At 73.1% G+C, this 13,890-nt stretch carries 22 protein-coding genes and 1 tRNA gene; 15 read left to right on the top strand and 8 right to left on the bottom strand.

Annotation, left to right across the window (positions count from 1 at the left end; all coding sequences use genetic code 11):
• The first annotated feature begins 1 nt into the window (after position 1).
• From MHY85_RS03065 to MHY85_RS03040, 6 genes are all read left to right on the top strand, one after another.
• On the top strand, positions 2–418 hold the full coding sequence (locus MHY85_RS03065) for a hypothetical protein (RefSeq protein WP_239193058.1): 417 nt from the start codon (positions 2–4) through the stop codon (positions 416–418).
• Between the two features lie 23 nt (positions 419–441).
• The gene (locus tag MHY85_RS03060; RefSeq protein ID WP_239193056.1) at positions 442–681 is read left to right on the top strand and encodes a hypothetical protein; all 240 of its coding nucleotides are present in this window, start codon (positions 442–444) and stop codon (positions 679–681) included.
• Positions 682–692: 11 nt separating this feature from the next.
• The gene (locus MHY85_RS03055) at positions 693–1,730 is read left to right on the top strand and encodes a M15 family metallopeptidase (RefSeq protein ID WP_239193054.1); all 1,038 of its coding nucleotides are present in this window, start codon (positions 693–695) and stop codon (positions 1,728–1,730) included.
• A gap of 34 nt (positions 1,731–1,764) precedes the next feature.
• A complete protein-coding gene (locus tag MHY85_RS03050) occupies positions 1,765–2,205 on the top strand; it encodes a hypothetical protein (protein ID WP_239193052.1) in 441 nt (146 codons plus the stop codon).
• Positions 2,206–2,324: 119 nt separating this feature from the next.
• On the top strand, positions 2,325–2,477 hold the full coding sequence (locus tag MHY85_RS03045) for a hypothetical protein (protein ID WP_239193049.1): 153 nt from the start codon (positions 2,325–2,327) through the stop codon (positions 2,475–2,477).
• Complete coding sequence (locus tag MHY85_RS03040) at positions 2,474–2,890, top strand: hypothetical protein (protein WP_239193046.1); 417 nt, start codon at positions 2,474–2,476, stop codon at positions 2,888–2,890. The genes MHY85_RS03045 and MHY85_RS03040 overlap by 4 nt, the downstream gene beginning before the upstream one ends.
• A 69-nt stretch (positions 2,891–2,959) precedes the next feature.
• On the opposite strand, the gene MHY85_RS03035 is transcribed toward MHY85_RS03040, so the two are convergent.
• The gene (locus MHY85_RS03035; protein WP_239193043.1) at positions 2,960–3,247 is read right to left on the bottom strand and encodes a hypothetical protein; all 288 of its coding nucleotides are present in this window, start codon (positions 3,245–3,247) and stop codon (positions 2,960–2,962) included.
• A 367-nt stretch (positions 3,248–3,614) separates the two neighbouring features.
• Positions 3,615–3,938 (bottom strand): hypothetical protein, encoded by a 324-nt coding sequence (locus MHY85_RS03030; protein ID WP_239193040.1) that lies wholly within the window; start codon positions 3,936–3,938, stop codon positions 3,615–3,617.
• A 143-nt stretch (positions 3,939–4,081) separates the two neighbouring features.
• Between MHY85_RS03030 and MHY85_RS03025 the strand changes: the two genes are divergently transcribed.
• Together MHY85_RS03025 and MHY85_RS03020 are read left to right on the top strand one after the other, a co-directional pair.
• Complete coding sequence (locus MHY85_RS03025; RefSeq protein WP_239193037.1) at positions 4,082–4,270, top strand: hypothetical protein; 189 nt, start codon at positions 4,082–4,084, stop codon at positions 4,268–4,270.
• Complete coding sequence (locus MHY85_RS03020) at positions 4,203–4,454, top strand: STAS domain-containing protein (RefSeq protein ID WP_239193034.1); 252 nt, start codon at positions 4,203–4,205, stop codon at positions 4,452–4,454. Before MHY85_RS03025 ends, MHY85_RS03020 begins: the two co-directional genes overlap by 68 nt.
• Before the next feature lie 8 nt (positions 4,455–4,462).
• Here the strand turns inward: MHY85_RS03020 and MHY85_RS03015 are convergent, their stop codons facing one another.
• Complete coding sequence (locus MHY85_RS03015) at positions 4,463–4,615, bottom strand: hypothetical protein (protein ID WP_239193031.1); 153 nt, start codon at positions 4,613–4,615, stop codon at positions 4,463–4,465.
• Between the two features lie 282 nt (positions 4,616–4,897).
• Here MHY85_RS03015 and MHY85_RS03010 point away from each other — a divergent pair, with 282 nt between their 5' ends.
• Positions 4,898–5,068 (top strand): ANTAR domain-containing protein, encoded by a 171-nt coding sequence (locus MHY85_RS03010; RefSeq protein WP_239193029.1) that lies wholly within the window; start codon positions 4,898–4,900, stop codon positions 5,066–5,068.
• Between the two features lie 909 nt (positions 5,069–5,977).
• Here the strand turns inward: MHY85_RS03010 and MHY85_RS03005 are convergent.
• The gene (locus MHY85_RS03005) at positions 5,978–6,400 is read right to left on the bottom strand and encodes a response regulator (protein WP_239193027.1); all 423 of its coding nucleotides are present in this window, start codon (positions 6,398–6,400) and stop codon (positions 5,978–5,980) included.
• A gap of 345 nt (positions 6,401–6,745) precedes the next feature.
• Between MHY85_RS03005 and MHY85_RS03000 the strand changes: the two genes are divergently transcribed.
• Positions 6,746–7,357, top strand: coding sequence for a helix-turn-helix domain-containing protein (locus tag MHY85_RS03000; protein ID WP_239193025.1), 612 nt, complete (start codon positions 6,746–6,748; stop codon positions 7,355–7,357).
• On the opposite strand, the gene MHY85_RS21725 is transcribed toward MHY85_RS03000, so the two are convergent.
• Positions 7,345–7,821 carry a helix-turn-helix domain-containing protein gene (locus MHY85_RS21725; protein ID WP_239193022.1) on the bottom strand — a complete coding sequence of 159 codons (477 nt, stop codon included), beginning with the start codon at positions 7,819–7,821 and terminating at the stop codon, positions 7,345–7,347. The two genes, MHY85_RS03000 and MHY85_RS21725, sit on opposite strands and share 13 nt — an antisense overlap.
• 112 nt (positions 7,822–7,933) lie before the next feature.
• A tRNA-Ala gene (locus tag MHY85_RS02990) sits at positions 7,934–8,006 on the bottom strand.
• A gap of 34 nt (positions 8,007–8,040) precedes the next feature.
• On the opposite strand from MHY85_RS02990, the gene MHY85_RS02985 reads away from it, so the two are divergent.
• On the top strand, positions 8,041–9,084 hold the full coding sequence (locus tag MHY85_RS02985) for a hypothetical protein (RefSeq protein WP_239193019.1): 1,044 nt from the start codon (positions 8,041–8,043) through the stop codon (positions 9,082–9,084).
• Positions 9,085–9,162: 78 nt separating this feature from the next.
• Here MHY85_RS02985 and MHY85_RS02980 read toward each other — a convergent pair whose 3' ends face one another.
• Together MHY85_RS02980 and glp are read right to left on the bottom strand one after the other, a co-directional pair.
• Entirely contained in the window at positions 9,163–9,768 is a 606-nt protein-coding gene (locus MHY85_RS02980) for a GNAT family N-acetyltransferase (RefSeq protein ID WP_239193016.1), read from the bottom strand.
• Positions 9,768–10,991, bottom strand: a complete 1,224-nt coding sequence (glp, locus tag MHY85_RS02975) for a gephyrin-like molybdotransferase Glp (RefSeq protein ID WP_239193013.1) — start codon at positions 10,989–10,991, stop codon at positions 9,768–9,770. Before glp ends, MHY85_RS02980 begins: the two co-directional genes overlap by 1 nt.
• Positions 10,992–11,094: 103 nt before the next feature.
• Between glp and MHY85_RS02970 the strand changes: the two genes are divergently transcribed.
• The 4 genes from MHY85_RS02970 to mscL all read left to right on the top strand — a co-directional run bounded on the left by MHY85_RS02970 (position 11,095) and on the right by mscL (position 13,643).
• Positions 11,095–11,733: a 5-formyltetrahydrofolate cyclo-ligase gene (locus tag MHY85_RS02970; RefSeq protein WP_239193010.1), complete on the top strand. Its 639-nt coding sequence runs from the start codon at positions 11,095–11,097 to the stop codon at positions 11,731–11,733.
• Between the two features lie 137 nt (positions 11,734–11,870).
• Positions 11,871–12,191: an FmdB family zinc ribbon protein gene (locus MHY85_RS02965; RefSeq protein ID WP_239193008.1), complete on the top strand. Its 321-nt coding sequence runs from the start codon at positions 11,871–11,873 to the stop codon at positions 12,189–12,191.
• A gap of 104 nt (positions 12,192–12,295) precedes the next feature.
• On the top strand, positions 12,296–13,021 hold the full coding sequence (locus MHY85_RS02960; RefSeq protein WP_239193005.1) for an SAF domain-containing protein: 726 nt from the start codon (positions 12,296–12,298) through the stop codon (positions 13,019–13,021).
• 40 nt (positions 13,022–13,061) lie between these two features.
• Positions 13,062–13,643, top strand: a complete 582-nt coding sequence (gene mscL, locus MHY85_RS02955; RefSeq protein ID WP_239193002.1) for a large conductance mechanosensitive channel protein MscL — start codon at positions 13,062–13,064, stop codon at positions 13,641–13,643.
• The last annotated feature ends 247 nt before the right edge of the window (positions 13,644–13,890 follow it).

Raw genomic sequence — 13,890 nt, 5'->3', positions numbered from 1 at the left:
CATGCCCGACCGGATCATCCGCCGGCTGAACGGGCCCCGCGGCAGCGTCCTGCTGTGCTGGGCCGCGCTCGCAGTCGTCGTCGCCGTGTCCTGCCTGCCGCCCGCCACCGCCGAGTCCCTGCCCTGGGGACTGCGCGCCCTGGCCTCAGTCGTACCCCTGTGGGTCTACGCCGCCCTGTGGGGCGCCGCGGCGCTCGCGGCCGTGATCGGGGCGTTCCGGCGTCGTGACCGCGCCGTGCGGCGATGGTGGGACGTCGCGGGCTTCGCCTCCGTCGCCGGCCTGTGCTGCGGGTGGGGCCTGCTGTACGGGATCGGGTGGATCGCCCAGCCCGGCGGGAACCGACAGTGGATCCTCGCCGGCGCGTTCCTCGCGATCGCCGGGGGTGTGTCGAACACCTCCCGGCTGCGGAACCCGTGACCCGCGCCGCGACCGAGGCAGGCGTGTACCTGCCGCTCGGTGTCGTGACCGCCGTCGTCACCACGATCGGAGTCGTCCTGGCCGCCGCCCTGACCGCCGTCCTCGCGCGCCGCTCGCACCGCGAGGACTCCGTGCGCGACGAGGTCCGCGCCCTGCGCCGCGAGGTCCGTCTGCTGTCGGACTACGTGCACGTCCTGCGCAACGCCCTGGACGAGGCCGGCGAGGACGTCCCCCCGTACCCCGAAGCGCTCATCGAGATCTGAGGAGGCCCGCCGTGGCGAACGGCCTGATCGACACCCGCACCCTCACCCCGGTCAGGTCGCAGCCGTCGCTGCGCCTGACCGCGACGGCCGAGGCCTCGCTCGCGGTCGTCGCCGCGGTGATCCTCGCGGTGTACGGGTGGGTCCTGACGCTCACCGACGCGTACCGGGACTACGCGACGCAGGAGCGGATCTTCCGCCAGCGGTACACCACCACGTACCTGCCCGGCCGGCCCTTCAAGGTCTGGCAGGGCCGCCGCTGGTACCTCAAGGCCGGGTACGCCGCGGCAGCCGTGCCGGGCACCTCGAACCACGGGCTGGGGATCACGGTCGACGTCGCGAACCTCGGCGGGTTCAACGGCACCCGCTACAAGCAATTCGCCGCGGTCGCCGAGCCGCGCGGCTGGTCGAACGCCGAGGGCCGGGCGATCAACGAGGCCTGGCACTGGAACCACGTGGGCGGCGGCGCGGGCACCGTCACCAACCCCATCGGCGGCGGGACGGCCACGCCCACCGTCCCGGACCTCACCGCACCCGCGCCGCCCATCGCCCCGGACCTGTCCCAGGAGGACACGATGATCCTCGTCGAGCACACCAACGGCTCCGACCTCGCCTACTACACGTTCACCCCGCTCGCCGGGCTCAAGCCCGTCCCGGCCTCGCCGATCAACGCCGACCTGGGCGTGTGGAAGGCCTGCCTGCCGATCGCGAAGGTCTCGGGCAACGCGGGCCTCGACCCGTTCATCCGCGCCTACGAGGCCCACGGCAAGCCGCTCGTCGACCGCACCGCGACCACCGACGGCACGAACACCCTCCTGTCGAAGCTCCTCGAGATGCAGAACGAGCAGGGCCGCATCGGCACCCGACTCAAGGAGATCGCCGCCGCGCCGGCGTACCTGCGGCAGTGGGCCCGGACCTTCCTCAAGCGCGAGTTCTCCCAAGCCGACGTCGACGACCGCACGACCCAGGTCGCCGCCGGCAGCACCCTCGCCGCCCAGCAGTACGCGATCCAGTACTCCCCCGAGGCCGCGGCCGCCGCGGCGAAGAAGTAACCACCGCCCGCCCCGAGCCCCGAGGAGCACGCTCATGAACCTGTTCACCCCCGCCTGGTGGGAGTCCGCCGGCGCCCGCGCCGCGAACACCGCGATCGCCGCCCTGATCCCGCTGGCAACCCTGCTCGTCGCGCGCGAGGTCACCCCGCTGTACGTGGTCTCGGTCGCCGCACTCTCCGCGATCGCCTCGCTCGTCACGTCGCTCGCGGGCCTCCCCGAGGTCGACGGCAAGACCGTCCCGCTGTGGCGGGCGGTCCTCGTCCGCTCGGCGAAGACCCTCGGCCAGGTCGGCGCCCCGATGCTGCTCGGCGTCGTCGTCATCAACGACGTCGACTGGTACGCCTTCGCCGTCACCGTCGGCGGCGCCGTCCTCGTCACCCTCCTGCGGACGCTGAAGGACTGGCTCCCCGAGCAGCAGCCCGTCGGCGACACCGGCCTCGAGCCCGACGACGGGCCGCAGCACCTCGCGGCCTGACCCGCTGACGAAACGACACCTCTGTAGTTCGTGGTTCACGTGAAAACGCTCAGAGATCGGTGTCATGATGCCGATCACAGCGGGAAGGGGAAGCCCGCTACGACTGCAAGGGAGTTCGAATGAGCACTGAGACGATCTCAGCACCGATCTCGATCACGAGCGGGGCAGCCATTTCGTCGACGGGCTCCACCTCGGCGGCGATCACGTCCTCCGCCACTGTGACCCTGGTGCCGGCGACGCCGACGCACACCGCGTCGTTCGCAACGGCATGAGGCTGACGCTGCTCCTGGCCGACGCCGCTCAGGAGGCGATGGGCAAGGTCCACTCGCTCGGGCTGGGGTGGAACACCACTGGCACCCCGACGCCGCCCATGGCGGTCGTGGTGCTGCTCGATGTCGGCTGGGACGAGACGAACAGGGACATCGAGCTCCTTCTCGAGCTGGTGGATGCCGACGGGCACCCGGTCACCGTGCCGGGGCCGTTCGGAGACCAGCCGCTGAATGTGACGGCTCAGACGCAGGCGGGGCGCCCGCCGGGACTGCCGGCCGGGTCCGAGGTCAGGATCCCCCTGACCGTCAACATCGGGCCGGGCCTGCCGCTCGTCGCGGGCCAGCGCTACGAGTGGCGCGCGACCCTCGACGGACGGACCAACCCCGACTGGAGCCAGTCCTTCTTCGTCAGGTAAAGCAGCAACGGCACGACAGCGCCCCCGTCCTCCTCCGGGAGGGCGGGGGCGCTTCCTCGTTCGTTGGTCTCAGCGGGTAAGCGACCCCGCCAGCACCAGCACGGGCTCCGGCTGCACATGGTGCGGAACCGGGACCAGAACGTGGTGCTCCTCGAACACCCAGGCTTCCCAATCGACGCGCCGTAGCGCGAGCAGAACGGCCTCTCGACACGCGCCGGCTACCAGGCTTCCCACCGTCGCATCGGCGCCGTGGCCCCAGAGACCGTGCATGTCGAGCGTGCCCCGGGCTGCCCACCGCCCGTCGCCCCAGAGCAGGTGAACGTCGGGCGCCTCGGGCCCCATGACGGGGCGCCGCATCCAGTCCCGTTTCGGCAGAGGAGGGCTCGACGTGAAGCCCGGCGGGAACGACCGCATCACAGAACCGCCGTTCCCTGCGTGAGCTGCTGGGTGGCCTCGCAGAACCACCACTCGTCGTCGTTGGGTAGCACGAGCACGAACATCGCGTCCTCGTGCTGGTCACCGTGCAGCCGGCACAGTCCGGGTCTGCGGTTGACGAGGCCTGCGCGACCGAGCGGACAGACATGGTCGAGCCTCGACGACGACACCGAGTGGTGGCCCGCCCTCCCACGCTGGGTCGACCGCCCGTTGAGGACGCCGTGGACCAGGCAGTCGTGAGGGGGATCCGCTCCCGGCAGGGGGCCGACGGGAGCGGACCGAGCGCCGATTATAGCGAGCCCCTCCGCACGGACGACCCGTTCGTGTCAGAGTTCGAGGAGGAGCCTTCAAGCACGACGGGGGCGTAATAGCGGGGCCGGTAGTTGTCGGGGCTGCTGAACCACCCACCACCGACGACAAGGCCGGCCCGCAGGAGCCGTTGCTCGGCCGCGGTGAGCGGGGCCTCCTCCTCGATGCCGATGCCCAGCGAGTCGAGCGCGACGGGCTCGCCGGCCAGGCTCATCACGCTGAGTGTCCACACCACCTGACGGTCCTGGTCTTGTGCGTCGTGCAGCATCGCGACCCTCAGTCGCTCGAAGCCGAGGCGGTTCACGCTAGTCCTCCTGCTTGGCGAGGCGCTCGTGTTCCAGCAAACTCGCCTCGAACCTGTCGCGGCAAGGGGTCCGTCGACATCGCCACCCGATCTGTCGGGTGATGTGGTCCGTGCGAGGGCGATCTAGCCCGCATACTCATGGCGTGAACGCCGCTCGCAGCTTCGATCAGCCGGGGCCGACCGATCAGGTTCCTGGACGCATCTGGGTCGACGAGGACCGAACAGTGCTGCGGATGTCCGGCGAGATCGACCTCGTCGTGGTCGGTGAGTTTCGCGCGCGCGACGGGCGCGCCGGAGCCGACCGCCGGCAGCGTCGCCCCGCTGCTGTGTGACGTCGAACTGGTGGACATGAGCCGGGTGACGTTCGCGGACTCCTCTACCGTCGGTCTGCTCGCGAGCATGATCGCGCTGTGCCGGGAACGGGACGCGCGGCTGCGGGTGCGCGGGTTGGATCCCTTGGTCGAGACAACGCTCGAGGTGACGGGTGTACTCGGCGCGCTTGACGTCGAACCCTGACCGAAGCCTCAGTGAATGCGCCAGTGGTCCTCCGCGGCAGCGCGCGCGAGCTCGAGGCTGTCGAACCGGCAGGTGACCGTCCCTGGGCGACCGAGGGTAGGCGGGTCGAAGTCCCAGGAGAAGAACCACCCGATCCGGTCGCGGGACACGACGTATCTCACCCCGATCGCATGCCCGACAGCGGTTTCACCTGCTGTGTGCCATTCCATGACCTCATCGTGGGCCTGACAGGTCAGGGAAGCCTGGGACCACACCCGAACGGGCGAACGCCGTTCGCAGCCGTCGTGAGGCGCGGAGGACGGCGCTGCTGCATTCTCCGCTGACACGGCGCCACCGACCGTCCTGAGCGACGTCGCGCTGTGGTGGAACGTACTGCTTCGCGACCTGCCTCGCGCGGGCTGGCTGAGTAGGTTCGCCGTGCACAGCCAGGACCGTGGGGCCGCATGGGCGCCGAGCTCGCCCGGCACGACATCGTCCAGCAAGCCGTGGGCGTCCTCATGCAGAGTTACGGCGTGGAGGCCGACCTCGCGCTCAAGGCCCTCGTCGCCGAGTCGGTGCGCGACGACGTCACTCTGTACGTGGCCGCACGGCGTGTGCTCGAGCGATCCCAGTGACGAGTCGGGTGGCCCGCCCTGTCTTGGACAGCCACGATGAGCCGCGGCGCCACCGCCGGCGCTCACGTACGCCGACGGTGACGCCAGCCGCCTGGCGCTCTCCTGGTGGAACTCCAGACGACGATTAGAGCCTCACACGACTGCTCCCGCGACGCAGAGGCTTACGTCCCGGGCGGCGACCTGGAACCGTGCCGGAGCACGAAACGACCCGTCCTGCAGGCACCGTACGGGTCGCTCCGCCAGGACCGCGGATCGATGCTCGCTATCGCTGGGGCAGCAAGGGGGCCGCTGCCCGACGATCAGCCGACGGTAAACCCGCCGGGCGCCCTCGCGACGTTTGGCGGCCGCGTTCGAGATCCGATGGCATCCCTCCCCCCTCTAGTCACCGTGACCGAGATCGTCGTAGGTTCGAGCGACCTGCGGCTGGCCCGGCACGGGAACAGCCGCGGACCCCGCACCGGCGCGCCCGTTTTCCGCAGGGGGCGGCCCGCTTCGATCACGCATCGCGGCGGGCCGCGGTGCGCGCACCGCCGCGGAGATCCCTCAGGACGGGTCACACCTCGACGTAGTCGACCGATAGGAAGACATGCCGGAGAACCCCGGAAGTCCCCTGCCTCGCTTCGTCGACCTCGAAGGCTTGGCGCTACGCCGAGCTCAAGTCGTCGTGCTGCACCATCCCCGAGAAGAAGGGGCGGGGGTGATGTGGACGCTCAGCCTCACCGACCTTCACGGCCGACCCCTCGCGCGAGAGCACCTGCGCCTCCCCGCAGGGCAGGACCCGCCCCTGCGTGCCATCGCCCAGCGCTACCTCTACCTGATCGGCATGTGTGTCGACGGCGAGTGGGTTTCCAGCGATGAGAGCGGCAGCCTTCGCCACTTCGCCCGGATTGTGCGCTGCCCCTCGCGGAGTTAAGCCCTCGGGCGCCGAGGCAGACGTGCGACGTCAAGATAGAACTCCCCGATACGTCGCACCGCCCCACTGAGCTCGTCCCAGTTCAAGGGCTTGGTGACATACGCGCTGGCGTGGGAGGCGTAGGCCCGCAGGACGTCCTCCTCGGACGAGGACGTCGTCAGCACGATGACCGGGATCGACGTCAGCTCCGGGTCCGACTTGACCTGCTCCAGGACCTCACGGCCGTTGACCTTCGGCAGGTTCAGGTCGAGCAGCACCAGGTCGGGACGCTCGGCCTTGGCATACTCACCGCGCCGCTGAAGGAAGTCGAGCGCCATCGCACCATCCTCGACGGACACGAGATTGCCCGACGCCCCGTGCTCATCGAACACCTCCTCCACCAGGAGGCGATCGCCCGGGTCGTCCTCGACAAGCAGCACGCGCGCGTTGTGAGAAGTGAGCATGGCGAAGTGTGGCACACCCGCACGCTCCACCGAACGACCTCTGTCGTCAGAGCGTCGGACTACGGCTGACTCGAGGCGCGGCGCAATCTGACGACGCCGGCCGCACAGACGCCCGTCGCAACAGCAGCGACGAACCAGGGCCAACTCGAGTCGTCGAGGAGCAATGCGCTCACGACTGCGATCAGGGCTACAACGCCGCTGCTCAGCACTAGCGCCCAGTTGGCAGCCACCACTCGCCTGTCGCGTCGCTGAAGACTCATGCCAAGAGGGTGGCAGCACAGCCCGTACACCGCAGTGGCAGCGGGCGACCATCATGGACTCATGGCGGACCGGCTGCTCACCACGAAGGAAGTGGCTGAGCTGCTGGCGGTCACCCCGTCGTGGCTCACCAGCGCGGCCGCGTCGGGCGAGGTACCTGCCTACCGCCTGGCAGGCGGCTGGCGGTACGACGTAATCGAGCTGGGACTGTGGCTCACGCTCCGCGGCAACGCGGCTGTCGAGCAGCCCGACAACCCCAGGCGGCGGATCCTCCCGCCGCCACGACCAGGGCGAGTGAACCCGCCGCCGGAGCCAATCGTCGACTTCCAAGACGCCATCCCTGCCGAGCGTGTCGCGGGCGAACTCGAGGTGCCGATCGAGGCAGTGCGGAGGTGGATCACAGAAGCGATCCTCCCCGGCGCTCGCGCGGGGCGCAGCTGGCTCGTAGACGCGACTGCCTTCCGAGAGTGGCAGGCGATCCTCTCGCGCCGAGACTTCAGCGCAATGCCCCCAGGGCGGAACCGCACTGCGGCTATCCGCTACTGCATCGTGTCCAACCTGCTCCGTCGGATGGGCATCACCTACACCGTCGACTCATGGCAACGGCAAGGTGGTCTCCTGCCCACATGGGCCGAGGCGGTGGTCGACCCGCGCCGGCACGATCAGGCCCAGTGACTCCACCGTTCGCCGACACGCTCGGTCGGCAGCGACTGGACCCACTCGTCGAGATCGACGGCGCGGATGATGCGCTTCCCACCCTTGTCGCCGGCGCGGTGCGCAATGAGGTAGCCGTCATCGATCGCCTTCGTCAGGGTCGTCTCAGACACCCCGACGCGGTCGGCGGCCTGTCGGACGGAGCACGCGACGAAGCTGTACGCAATCTGCGGCTCGGGGCGTCGCACGTACGTCCACCTCCTCAGTTCTTCGATGTCGGTCGACCTGGGACCGTACTGGCGCCAGGCGGCGAGCCACGGCGCGAACTCCGCCACGCGGACCAGGCCGCGAGAACTGCCCGCCGTGATCCAGTGCACCGTGAGTTCGTCCTCGTAGTGAGCACGTGCACGCAGGAACAGGGTCGAAGCGCCGGAGAGTGCGCTGGCTTCGACGAGCTGAAGCGCGACACGGTCGTAGACCGGCACGACGTCCGGATCGTCTCGCACGGCGACATGTTCCCCCAGATGTCCCCCGGGCTTCCAGAGGCAAACATGACGAAAGGCCCGAGATCGTGATGATCCCGAGCCTTCGTGCCGGTGGAGCTGAGGGGATTCGAACCCCTGACCTTCTCATTGCGAACGAGACGCGCTACCAACTGCGCCACAGCCCCTTGAAGCGGTGACCAGCCTAGCACCCGATCCGGGGTGCTCACGACACCGCTCGCCGCGCCCTACTGGCCGGCGGCGCGGCGGCGCGCCAGGACGGCGTTGAGGTCGATCGAGCCGGACGGCCGCGGGGGCCGGGGCGGCGTGCGTCGAGCCCTCGACCTCGCCCAGCGGGGCGGGCTCGCGGCGCGGCGCGGGTGCCTTGGTGGCGTAGGTCGGCCGGGGCACGGCGACCGGCGTCCAGGTGTCGCCCTCGCGGCCGCCGTCGCGCACCCGCGTCGACGTGCGGAAGGGGGCGTCGGCGCGGACCCGCTCGATCGCCTGGGTCTCGGTGAGCGACGGGCGCACGGCGCGACCGGCGGCGCCCTTGCGGCCCGGGCGGGCGGCCCGCTCGCGGAGCGGCGCGGTGGCCTCGTCGATCCGGCGCTGCCACTCCTCCTCGGCCAGGCGCCCCTGCACGACGGCGCGGCGGCCGAGGCCGAGCACGCCGGCGAGCAGCACGGTCGGCACGACGCCGGCGAGCACGCCGAGCGCGGTGACGCCCGCGACGACCCACCCGACGACGGTCGCGGCCAGCAGCACCCCGGCGAGCGCACCGCGGCGGCGCGCGGCGGCGCCCCGCCGGGCGGTCGCCGCGGCGTGGGCGGCCTGCAGCTGCGCGGCGCGACGGGCGGCGTCGGCGCCGATCCTGTCCTGGGTCCCGTGCGGTCGGTCCACCTCGGCCCCTCCCCTCTCCGTCCTCGCGAGCCGGTTCCCCGTCCCCGGGGTGAGCAGCCCGGCCCGTTTCTCCACCGGGCCGCAGTCCTGCCGGACTCCTCCCGCCACCTCCGCGCGCCGCCGGCGACCCGAGCCCTCCGGGCCGGTCACGGCGAGCACCCGCAGGGCGTCGGAGAACCGGTCGTCGGTCCGCGACTCCAGCAGCTGCTGCCGGTGCCGCAGCTTGTGCGGCACCAGGTACGCGATCCACAGGCCGACCACCACGAGGGCGGCCGGTCCGGCGAATTCGTACACTCCACGACGGTAGGTGCGGCGTGGGCACCGGCCCCGGACCCGTCGCGGCGTGTCGAGCGGCGCGCCGCGTGAAAATCACACCGATGTCATTCGGCGAGCCGGGCCCAGCCTGCCACACCCGGACGAAACCGGGCAGAGCGGACGGATCGGTCAGACCCCGGACGAGCGGCGCGCGTGCCAGCGGGCCAGCAGCCCGCGCGGCACGTCCTCCGTCGTCAGGGCGAACGTCCGGTGGTCGCACCACGCGCCCTGGATGTGCAGGTACCGCTCGCGCAGCCCCTCGTCCCGGAACCCGAGTTTCTCGACGACGCGCAGCGACGGCCGGTTCTCGGGCCGGATGTTCACCTCCACCCGGTGCAGCCCGACCGCGGTGAAGCAGTGGTCCGTGGCGAGGGCCACGGCCGTCGGCGTGATCCCGCGCCCCGCGACGTGCTGCGCGACCCAGTACCCGATCGACGCGGAGTACAGCGATCCGTACGTGATGCCGGAGACGGTGAGCTGCCCGACCAGCTGCCCGGCGTGCTCGATCGCGAACGGCAGCGAGGTGCCCGACCGCGCCTGCCGGTCGAGGGTGCGGACGAACTGCCCGAAGGTCGGCCGCCGACCGGTCACCGGCTCCGGGGAGGTCGCGTCCCAGGGCTCGAGCCAGGCGGCGTTCACCGCGCGCAGCCGCATCCAGGCGGCCTCGTCGGACCGCCGCAGGGGGCGCAGCCGGACGTCGCCGTCCGTCAGCACCACGGGCCAGCCGCGCGGCATCAGCCCTCCAGCACCAGGCAGTGCACGACCTGCCCGGCGACGACGGCGGAGTCCTGCTCGCCCACGACGGCGAGCGCGTTGGCACGCGCGAACCCGGTGATCGACGGCACGGCGGGGTCGCCCACCGGCGTCACCCGGTAGCCCTCGCCCGGCGTCCCGACCACCGCGGCCGGCACGAACTGCCGCACGCCCGCGGGCGACGGCCAGCCGACGTCCGCGCGGGCGGTCACCGACGGCCGGAACAGGTCGGTGTGCCCGGCCATCGCCCGCAGCGCGGGGCGGACGAACACCTCGAACGCCACCTGCGACGCGACCGGGTGGCCGGGCAGGGCGAACAGCGGCACCGCGCCCAGCCCGCCGCCGACGGTGCCGAACCCGTGGCGGAAGCCCGGTGCCATCGCCACCTGGTCGAACCGCACGGTCCCCAGGGGCGCGAGCACGTCCGCGAGCGTGTCGTGCTGCGACTCCGACAGCCCGCCGGTGGTCACGACCACGTCCGCGCGCACCAGCTGGTCCTCCAGCGCCTCGCTCAGCACCGCCCGGTCGTCCGGCACCACGCCGACCCGCACCGGCGTCCCCCCGGCGTCCCGCACCGCGGCCTCCAGCGCGTGGCCCGCCGACTCGTAGACGCCGCCGTCCCGCGGCGGCCCGCCGGGCTCGACGAGCTCGGAGCCGATCGACACGATCACCACGCGCGGCGCGGGGTGCACCCGCAGGCGCCCGCGCCCGGCCGCCGCGGCCGTCGCCAGCTGCCGCGCCCCGAGCCGGGTGCCCGCCGCGACCAGGACGGTGCCGCGCACCGTGTCCGTCCCGGCAGCCCGGACGTGCTCGCCGGGCTCCGGCACCCGGTGCAGCGCGACCCGCACGGCCCCCCGGTCGGTGTCCCCGGCGGGCACCACCGCGTCGGCGCCCGCGGGCACCGGCCCGCCCGACGCGATCCGCACCGCCTGGCCCGGGGCCAGCCGCAGCGCGGCCGGGTCGCCCGCCAGCACGTCGTGCGCCACCGGCAGCACCAGGGGCGCGCCCGGCGCGCCGCCGCGCAGGTCGCCCGAGGCCACCGCGTAGCCGTCGCACGCGGCGACCGGCCGGTCCGGCACGTCCGCCGGGGCCACGACGTCCTCGGCGAGGATGCAGCCGGACGCGTCGGCCAGCACGACGTCGAGCGGGGCCACCGGTCCGACCGCGGCGAGCACCGCCGCGAGCTGGTCCTGGACGGATCTCATGCCCGCATCATGCCCGGCCGACGGGACCCGCCGCCCACCGGCCGCGCCGGTGCAACCCCTTTGGTCCTACCCGGCACCGGGGCGATTTGCGAGACTGGGTGCCATGAGCGCCGCTGCCCAGCCGTATCCGCACGTCTCCGACGGCAGCAGCACCACCGAGGTGAAGGACGCGTTCCGCGCCGCCATCCGCGCCGCGCGGAGCGCCCGGTCGCCCCGGCTGCGGGCCGCCGCCGCCGAGGCCTTCGTCGACGTGGTCGAGACGATCCCGGCCCTCGCCGACGCCGGCGTGGTCGCCGCGTACAGCGCCCGGCCGACCGAGCCCGACACCGGTCCGCTGCTCGACGCGCTCGCCGCGCGCGGCGCCCGGGTCCTGCTCCCGGTGCTCGGCGCCGGCCTGCAGCGCGAGTGGGCCTGGTTCGCCGGCCGGCACGACCTGCTCGAGCGCGCGCCCGGCCGGCCGCCGGAGCCCTCCGGCCCCTCCCTGGGTGCCGACGCCATCGCCGAGGTCGACGTCGTCGTGGCGCCCGCGCTCGCCGTCGACACCGCCGGGAACCGGCTCGGGCAGGGCGGCGGCTGGTACGACCGCGCCCTCGCCCACGCCCGGCCCGGGACGCCGGTCATCGCGCTGGTGTTTGCCGAGGAGCTGTACGACGCCGCCACCCGGCCGCTGCCGCACGAGCCGCACGACCGGACCGTCGACATGGTGGCGACGCCCGAGCGCTGGGTGCGGCTCGGGGGCTGACCGGGCCCGCTCGCGAGGAATATCCGGGCCACGCGTATCATTGGCACTCGGACAGCGGGAGTGCCAGGCGCGCGGGCGGTGACGCCAGCCGACCGGCCCCCCGTCCACCCAGGTCACGTCATCCGCGGGAGACAGCAGTGCCCACCTACGCCTACACCTGCACCGAGTGCGGCCACGCCTTCGACATCCACCAGTCGTTCAGCGACGCGGCGCTCACCGAGTGCCCCGCCTGCGGCGGCCGGCTGCGCAAGGTGTTCTCCTCCGTCGGCGTCGTGTTCAAGGGCTCGGGCTTCTACCGCAACGACTCGCGGTCGACCACCAGCTCCACGACCGGCGCGAGCACCGGCGGCACGTCCTCCTCGAGCACGGCGTCGTCCGGCTCGACCACGAGCGCGGCGGCCCCCGCCGCGTCGTCGTCCTCGTCCTCGACGAGCGCGGCGAAGCCCGCCGCGGGCTGACGACGGCCGGGCGCCGACTCCTCCACAGCCCGCCGGGCGCGCGTCGTCCCCAGAGCGGGCGGTCGGGCGCCCACGGCGGCGCGCGGGCTGCCTAGCGTCGGGGCGTGCCCCTGACCGATCCGCTGCCCGAGCCCGTCCGGCGTCGGCTCCGCCTGATCGGCTGGCGCGTCCGACGCCCCCTCGCCGCGCTGTGCGCCGGCCTGGCCGCGCTGGTCGCGGTCGGGCTGGCGCGGCCGGCCGACCCGCCGACCGCGCGGGTCCCGGTCGCGGCACGGGACCTGGCGGTCGGTGCGGTGCTCGCCGCGGGCGACGTGCGGCTCGCCGAGGTGCCGCTCGCGCTGGTGCCGGCGGGCCTCGCGGGCGACGGCGGGTCCCGGTCGACGCGGACCGGCGCGGACGAGCTCGTCGGCGCGGACGCGGAGGCGCTCGGCGGTCGTCGCCTCGCGGTCGCCGTGCCCGCGGGGCTGCCGCTCGTCCCGGGGCTGTTCGTCGACGACGGCGCCACCGGCCCGCCCGGCACCGTCGTCGTCCCGGTGCGGTTCGCCGACGCGGGCGTCGCGGACGTGCTGACGCCGGGCATGCGCGTCGACGTGGTCGCGGCCGCCCTGCACGACGGCGACGACGCGACGCGCCTGGCGCGCGCCGCGGTCGTGCTCGCGCGCCCCGGCGGCGACGCCGACCCGGCGACGGGCTCCGGCGGCGGCCTGCTCGGCGGCAGCACCGCCGCGGCCGAGAGCGCGCCCGTCCTGCTCGCGGTGGCGCCGGAGGACTCGGTCGCCCTGAGCGGCGCAGCCGCGTCGCGCGTGCTCAGCGCGGTCATCGTGGGATGATGCGGGCGAATCGCCGCAGCACACCGGGGGTCTTCACCGCATGAGCGACGTACTGAACAAGGGCCTGCGCACCGCGACCGAGGGCGCCCGGGGCGCCGGCAAGGTCCTGCAGGGGTTCAAGGACTTCATCTCCCGCGGGAACGCGATCGAGCTGGCCGTCGGTGTCGTCATCGGCGCCGCGTTCAGCGGGGTGATCACGGCGATCCAGAACGGCTTCATCGCGCCGCTGATCGCCATGATCTTCGGCCAGCCCGACATCTCCGAGATCTGGAAGATCGGGGCGGCGGGAGAGGCCCAGATCAACATGGGCCTGATCCTCAACGCCCTGCTGCAGTTCCTCATCACCGCGGCGGCGATCTACTTCTTCATCGTGCTGCCGCTCAACAAGCTCGCGGAGCGCCGCAAGCGCGGCATCGAGGCGGAGCCGGCGCGCCCGTCCGAGGACATCCTGCTGCTCCAGGAGATCCGCGACCTGCTCGCCGCCCAGTCGAGCCCGGCCCTCCGCCAGGACGCCGGGCCGTCGTCCGCCCCCGGCACCACCGAGGCGCCCGGCAGCGGGGGTCCCGGGGTGACCGGCAGGGCGACGGGCGTCGGCGATCCCGGTCACCCGCCCCTCGCCTGACCCGCGCCGCGAGCACGGCAGCCGGCCCGCCCGGTCGGCTGCCGTCGCCGACCCCTCGCGCGGTGGGACAATCGGCAGCGTGACCACTCCGACCGAGCCCCGCCCGGAGCCCACGGACCGACCCCGCAGGCCGGTCGACGACTCCCCGCTCATCCCGAGCCGCAGCGCCGACGACTCCGACACCGGCTGGGGCGACGACCGGGCCGACTCGAACGACGACCGCCTGCGCCGCGACGTCCCCCCGCAC

This window comes from Cellulomonas sp. ACRRI (assembly GCF_022346185.1).
Taxonomy (GTDB): domain Bacteria; phylum Actinomycetota; class Actinomycetes; order Actinomycetales; family Cellulomonadaceae; genus Cellulomonas.
The sequence above is the reverse complement of the archived record's forward strand: the minus strand, read 5'-3'. Positions and strand labels throughout refer to the sequence as shown.

Excerpts from the sequence above, each read along its gene's own strand:
- MHY85_RS03065 (WP_239193058.1), top strand. The coding sequence starts at position 2 with ATGCCCGACCGGATCATCCGCCGGCTGAACGGGCCCCGCGGCAGCGTC.
- MHY85_RS03050 (WP_239193052.1), top strand. The coding sequence starts at position 1,765 with ATGAACCTGTTCACCCCCGCCTGGTGGGAGTCCGCCGGCGCCCGCGCC.
- MHY85_RS03045 (WP_239193049.1), top strand. The coding sequence starts at position 2,325 with ATGAGCACTGAGACGATCTCAGCACCGATCTCGATCACGAGCGGGGCA.
- MHY85_RS03040 (WP_239193046.1), top strand. The coding sequence starts at position 2,474 with ATGAGGCTGACGCTGCTCCTGGCCGACGCCGCTCAGGAGGCGATGGGC.
- MHY85_RS03035 (WP_239193043.1), bottom strand. The coding sequence starts at position 3,247 with ATGCGGCGCCCCGTCATGGGGCCCGAGGCGCCCGACGTTCACCTGCTC.
- MHY85_RS03010 (WP_239193029.1), top strand. The coding sequence starts at position 4,898 with ATGGGCGCCGAGCTCGCCCGGCACGACATCGTCCAGCAAGCCGTGGGC.
- MHY85_RS03000 (WP_239193025.1), top strand. The coding sequence starts at position 6,746 with ATGGCGGACCGGCTGCTCACCACGAAGGAAGTGGCTGAGCTGCTGGCG.
- MHY85_RS02980 (WP_239193016.1), bottom strand. The coding sequence starts at position 9,768 with ATGCCGCGCGGCTGGCCCGTGGTGCTGACGGACGGCGACGTCCGGCTG.
- glp (WP_239193013.1), bottom strand. The coding sequence starts at position 10,991 with ATGAGATCCGTCCAGGACCAGCTCGCGGCGGTGCTCGCCGCGGTCGGA.
- MHY85_RS02970 (WP_239193010.1), top strand. The coding sequence starts at position 11,095 with ATGAGCGCCGCTGCCCAGCCGTATCCGCACGTCTCCGACGGCAGCAGC.
- mscL (WP_239193002.1), top strand. The coding sequence starts at position 13,062 with ATGAGCGACGTACTGAACAAGGGCCTGCGCACCGCGACCGAGGGCGCC.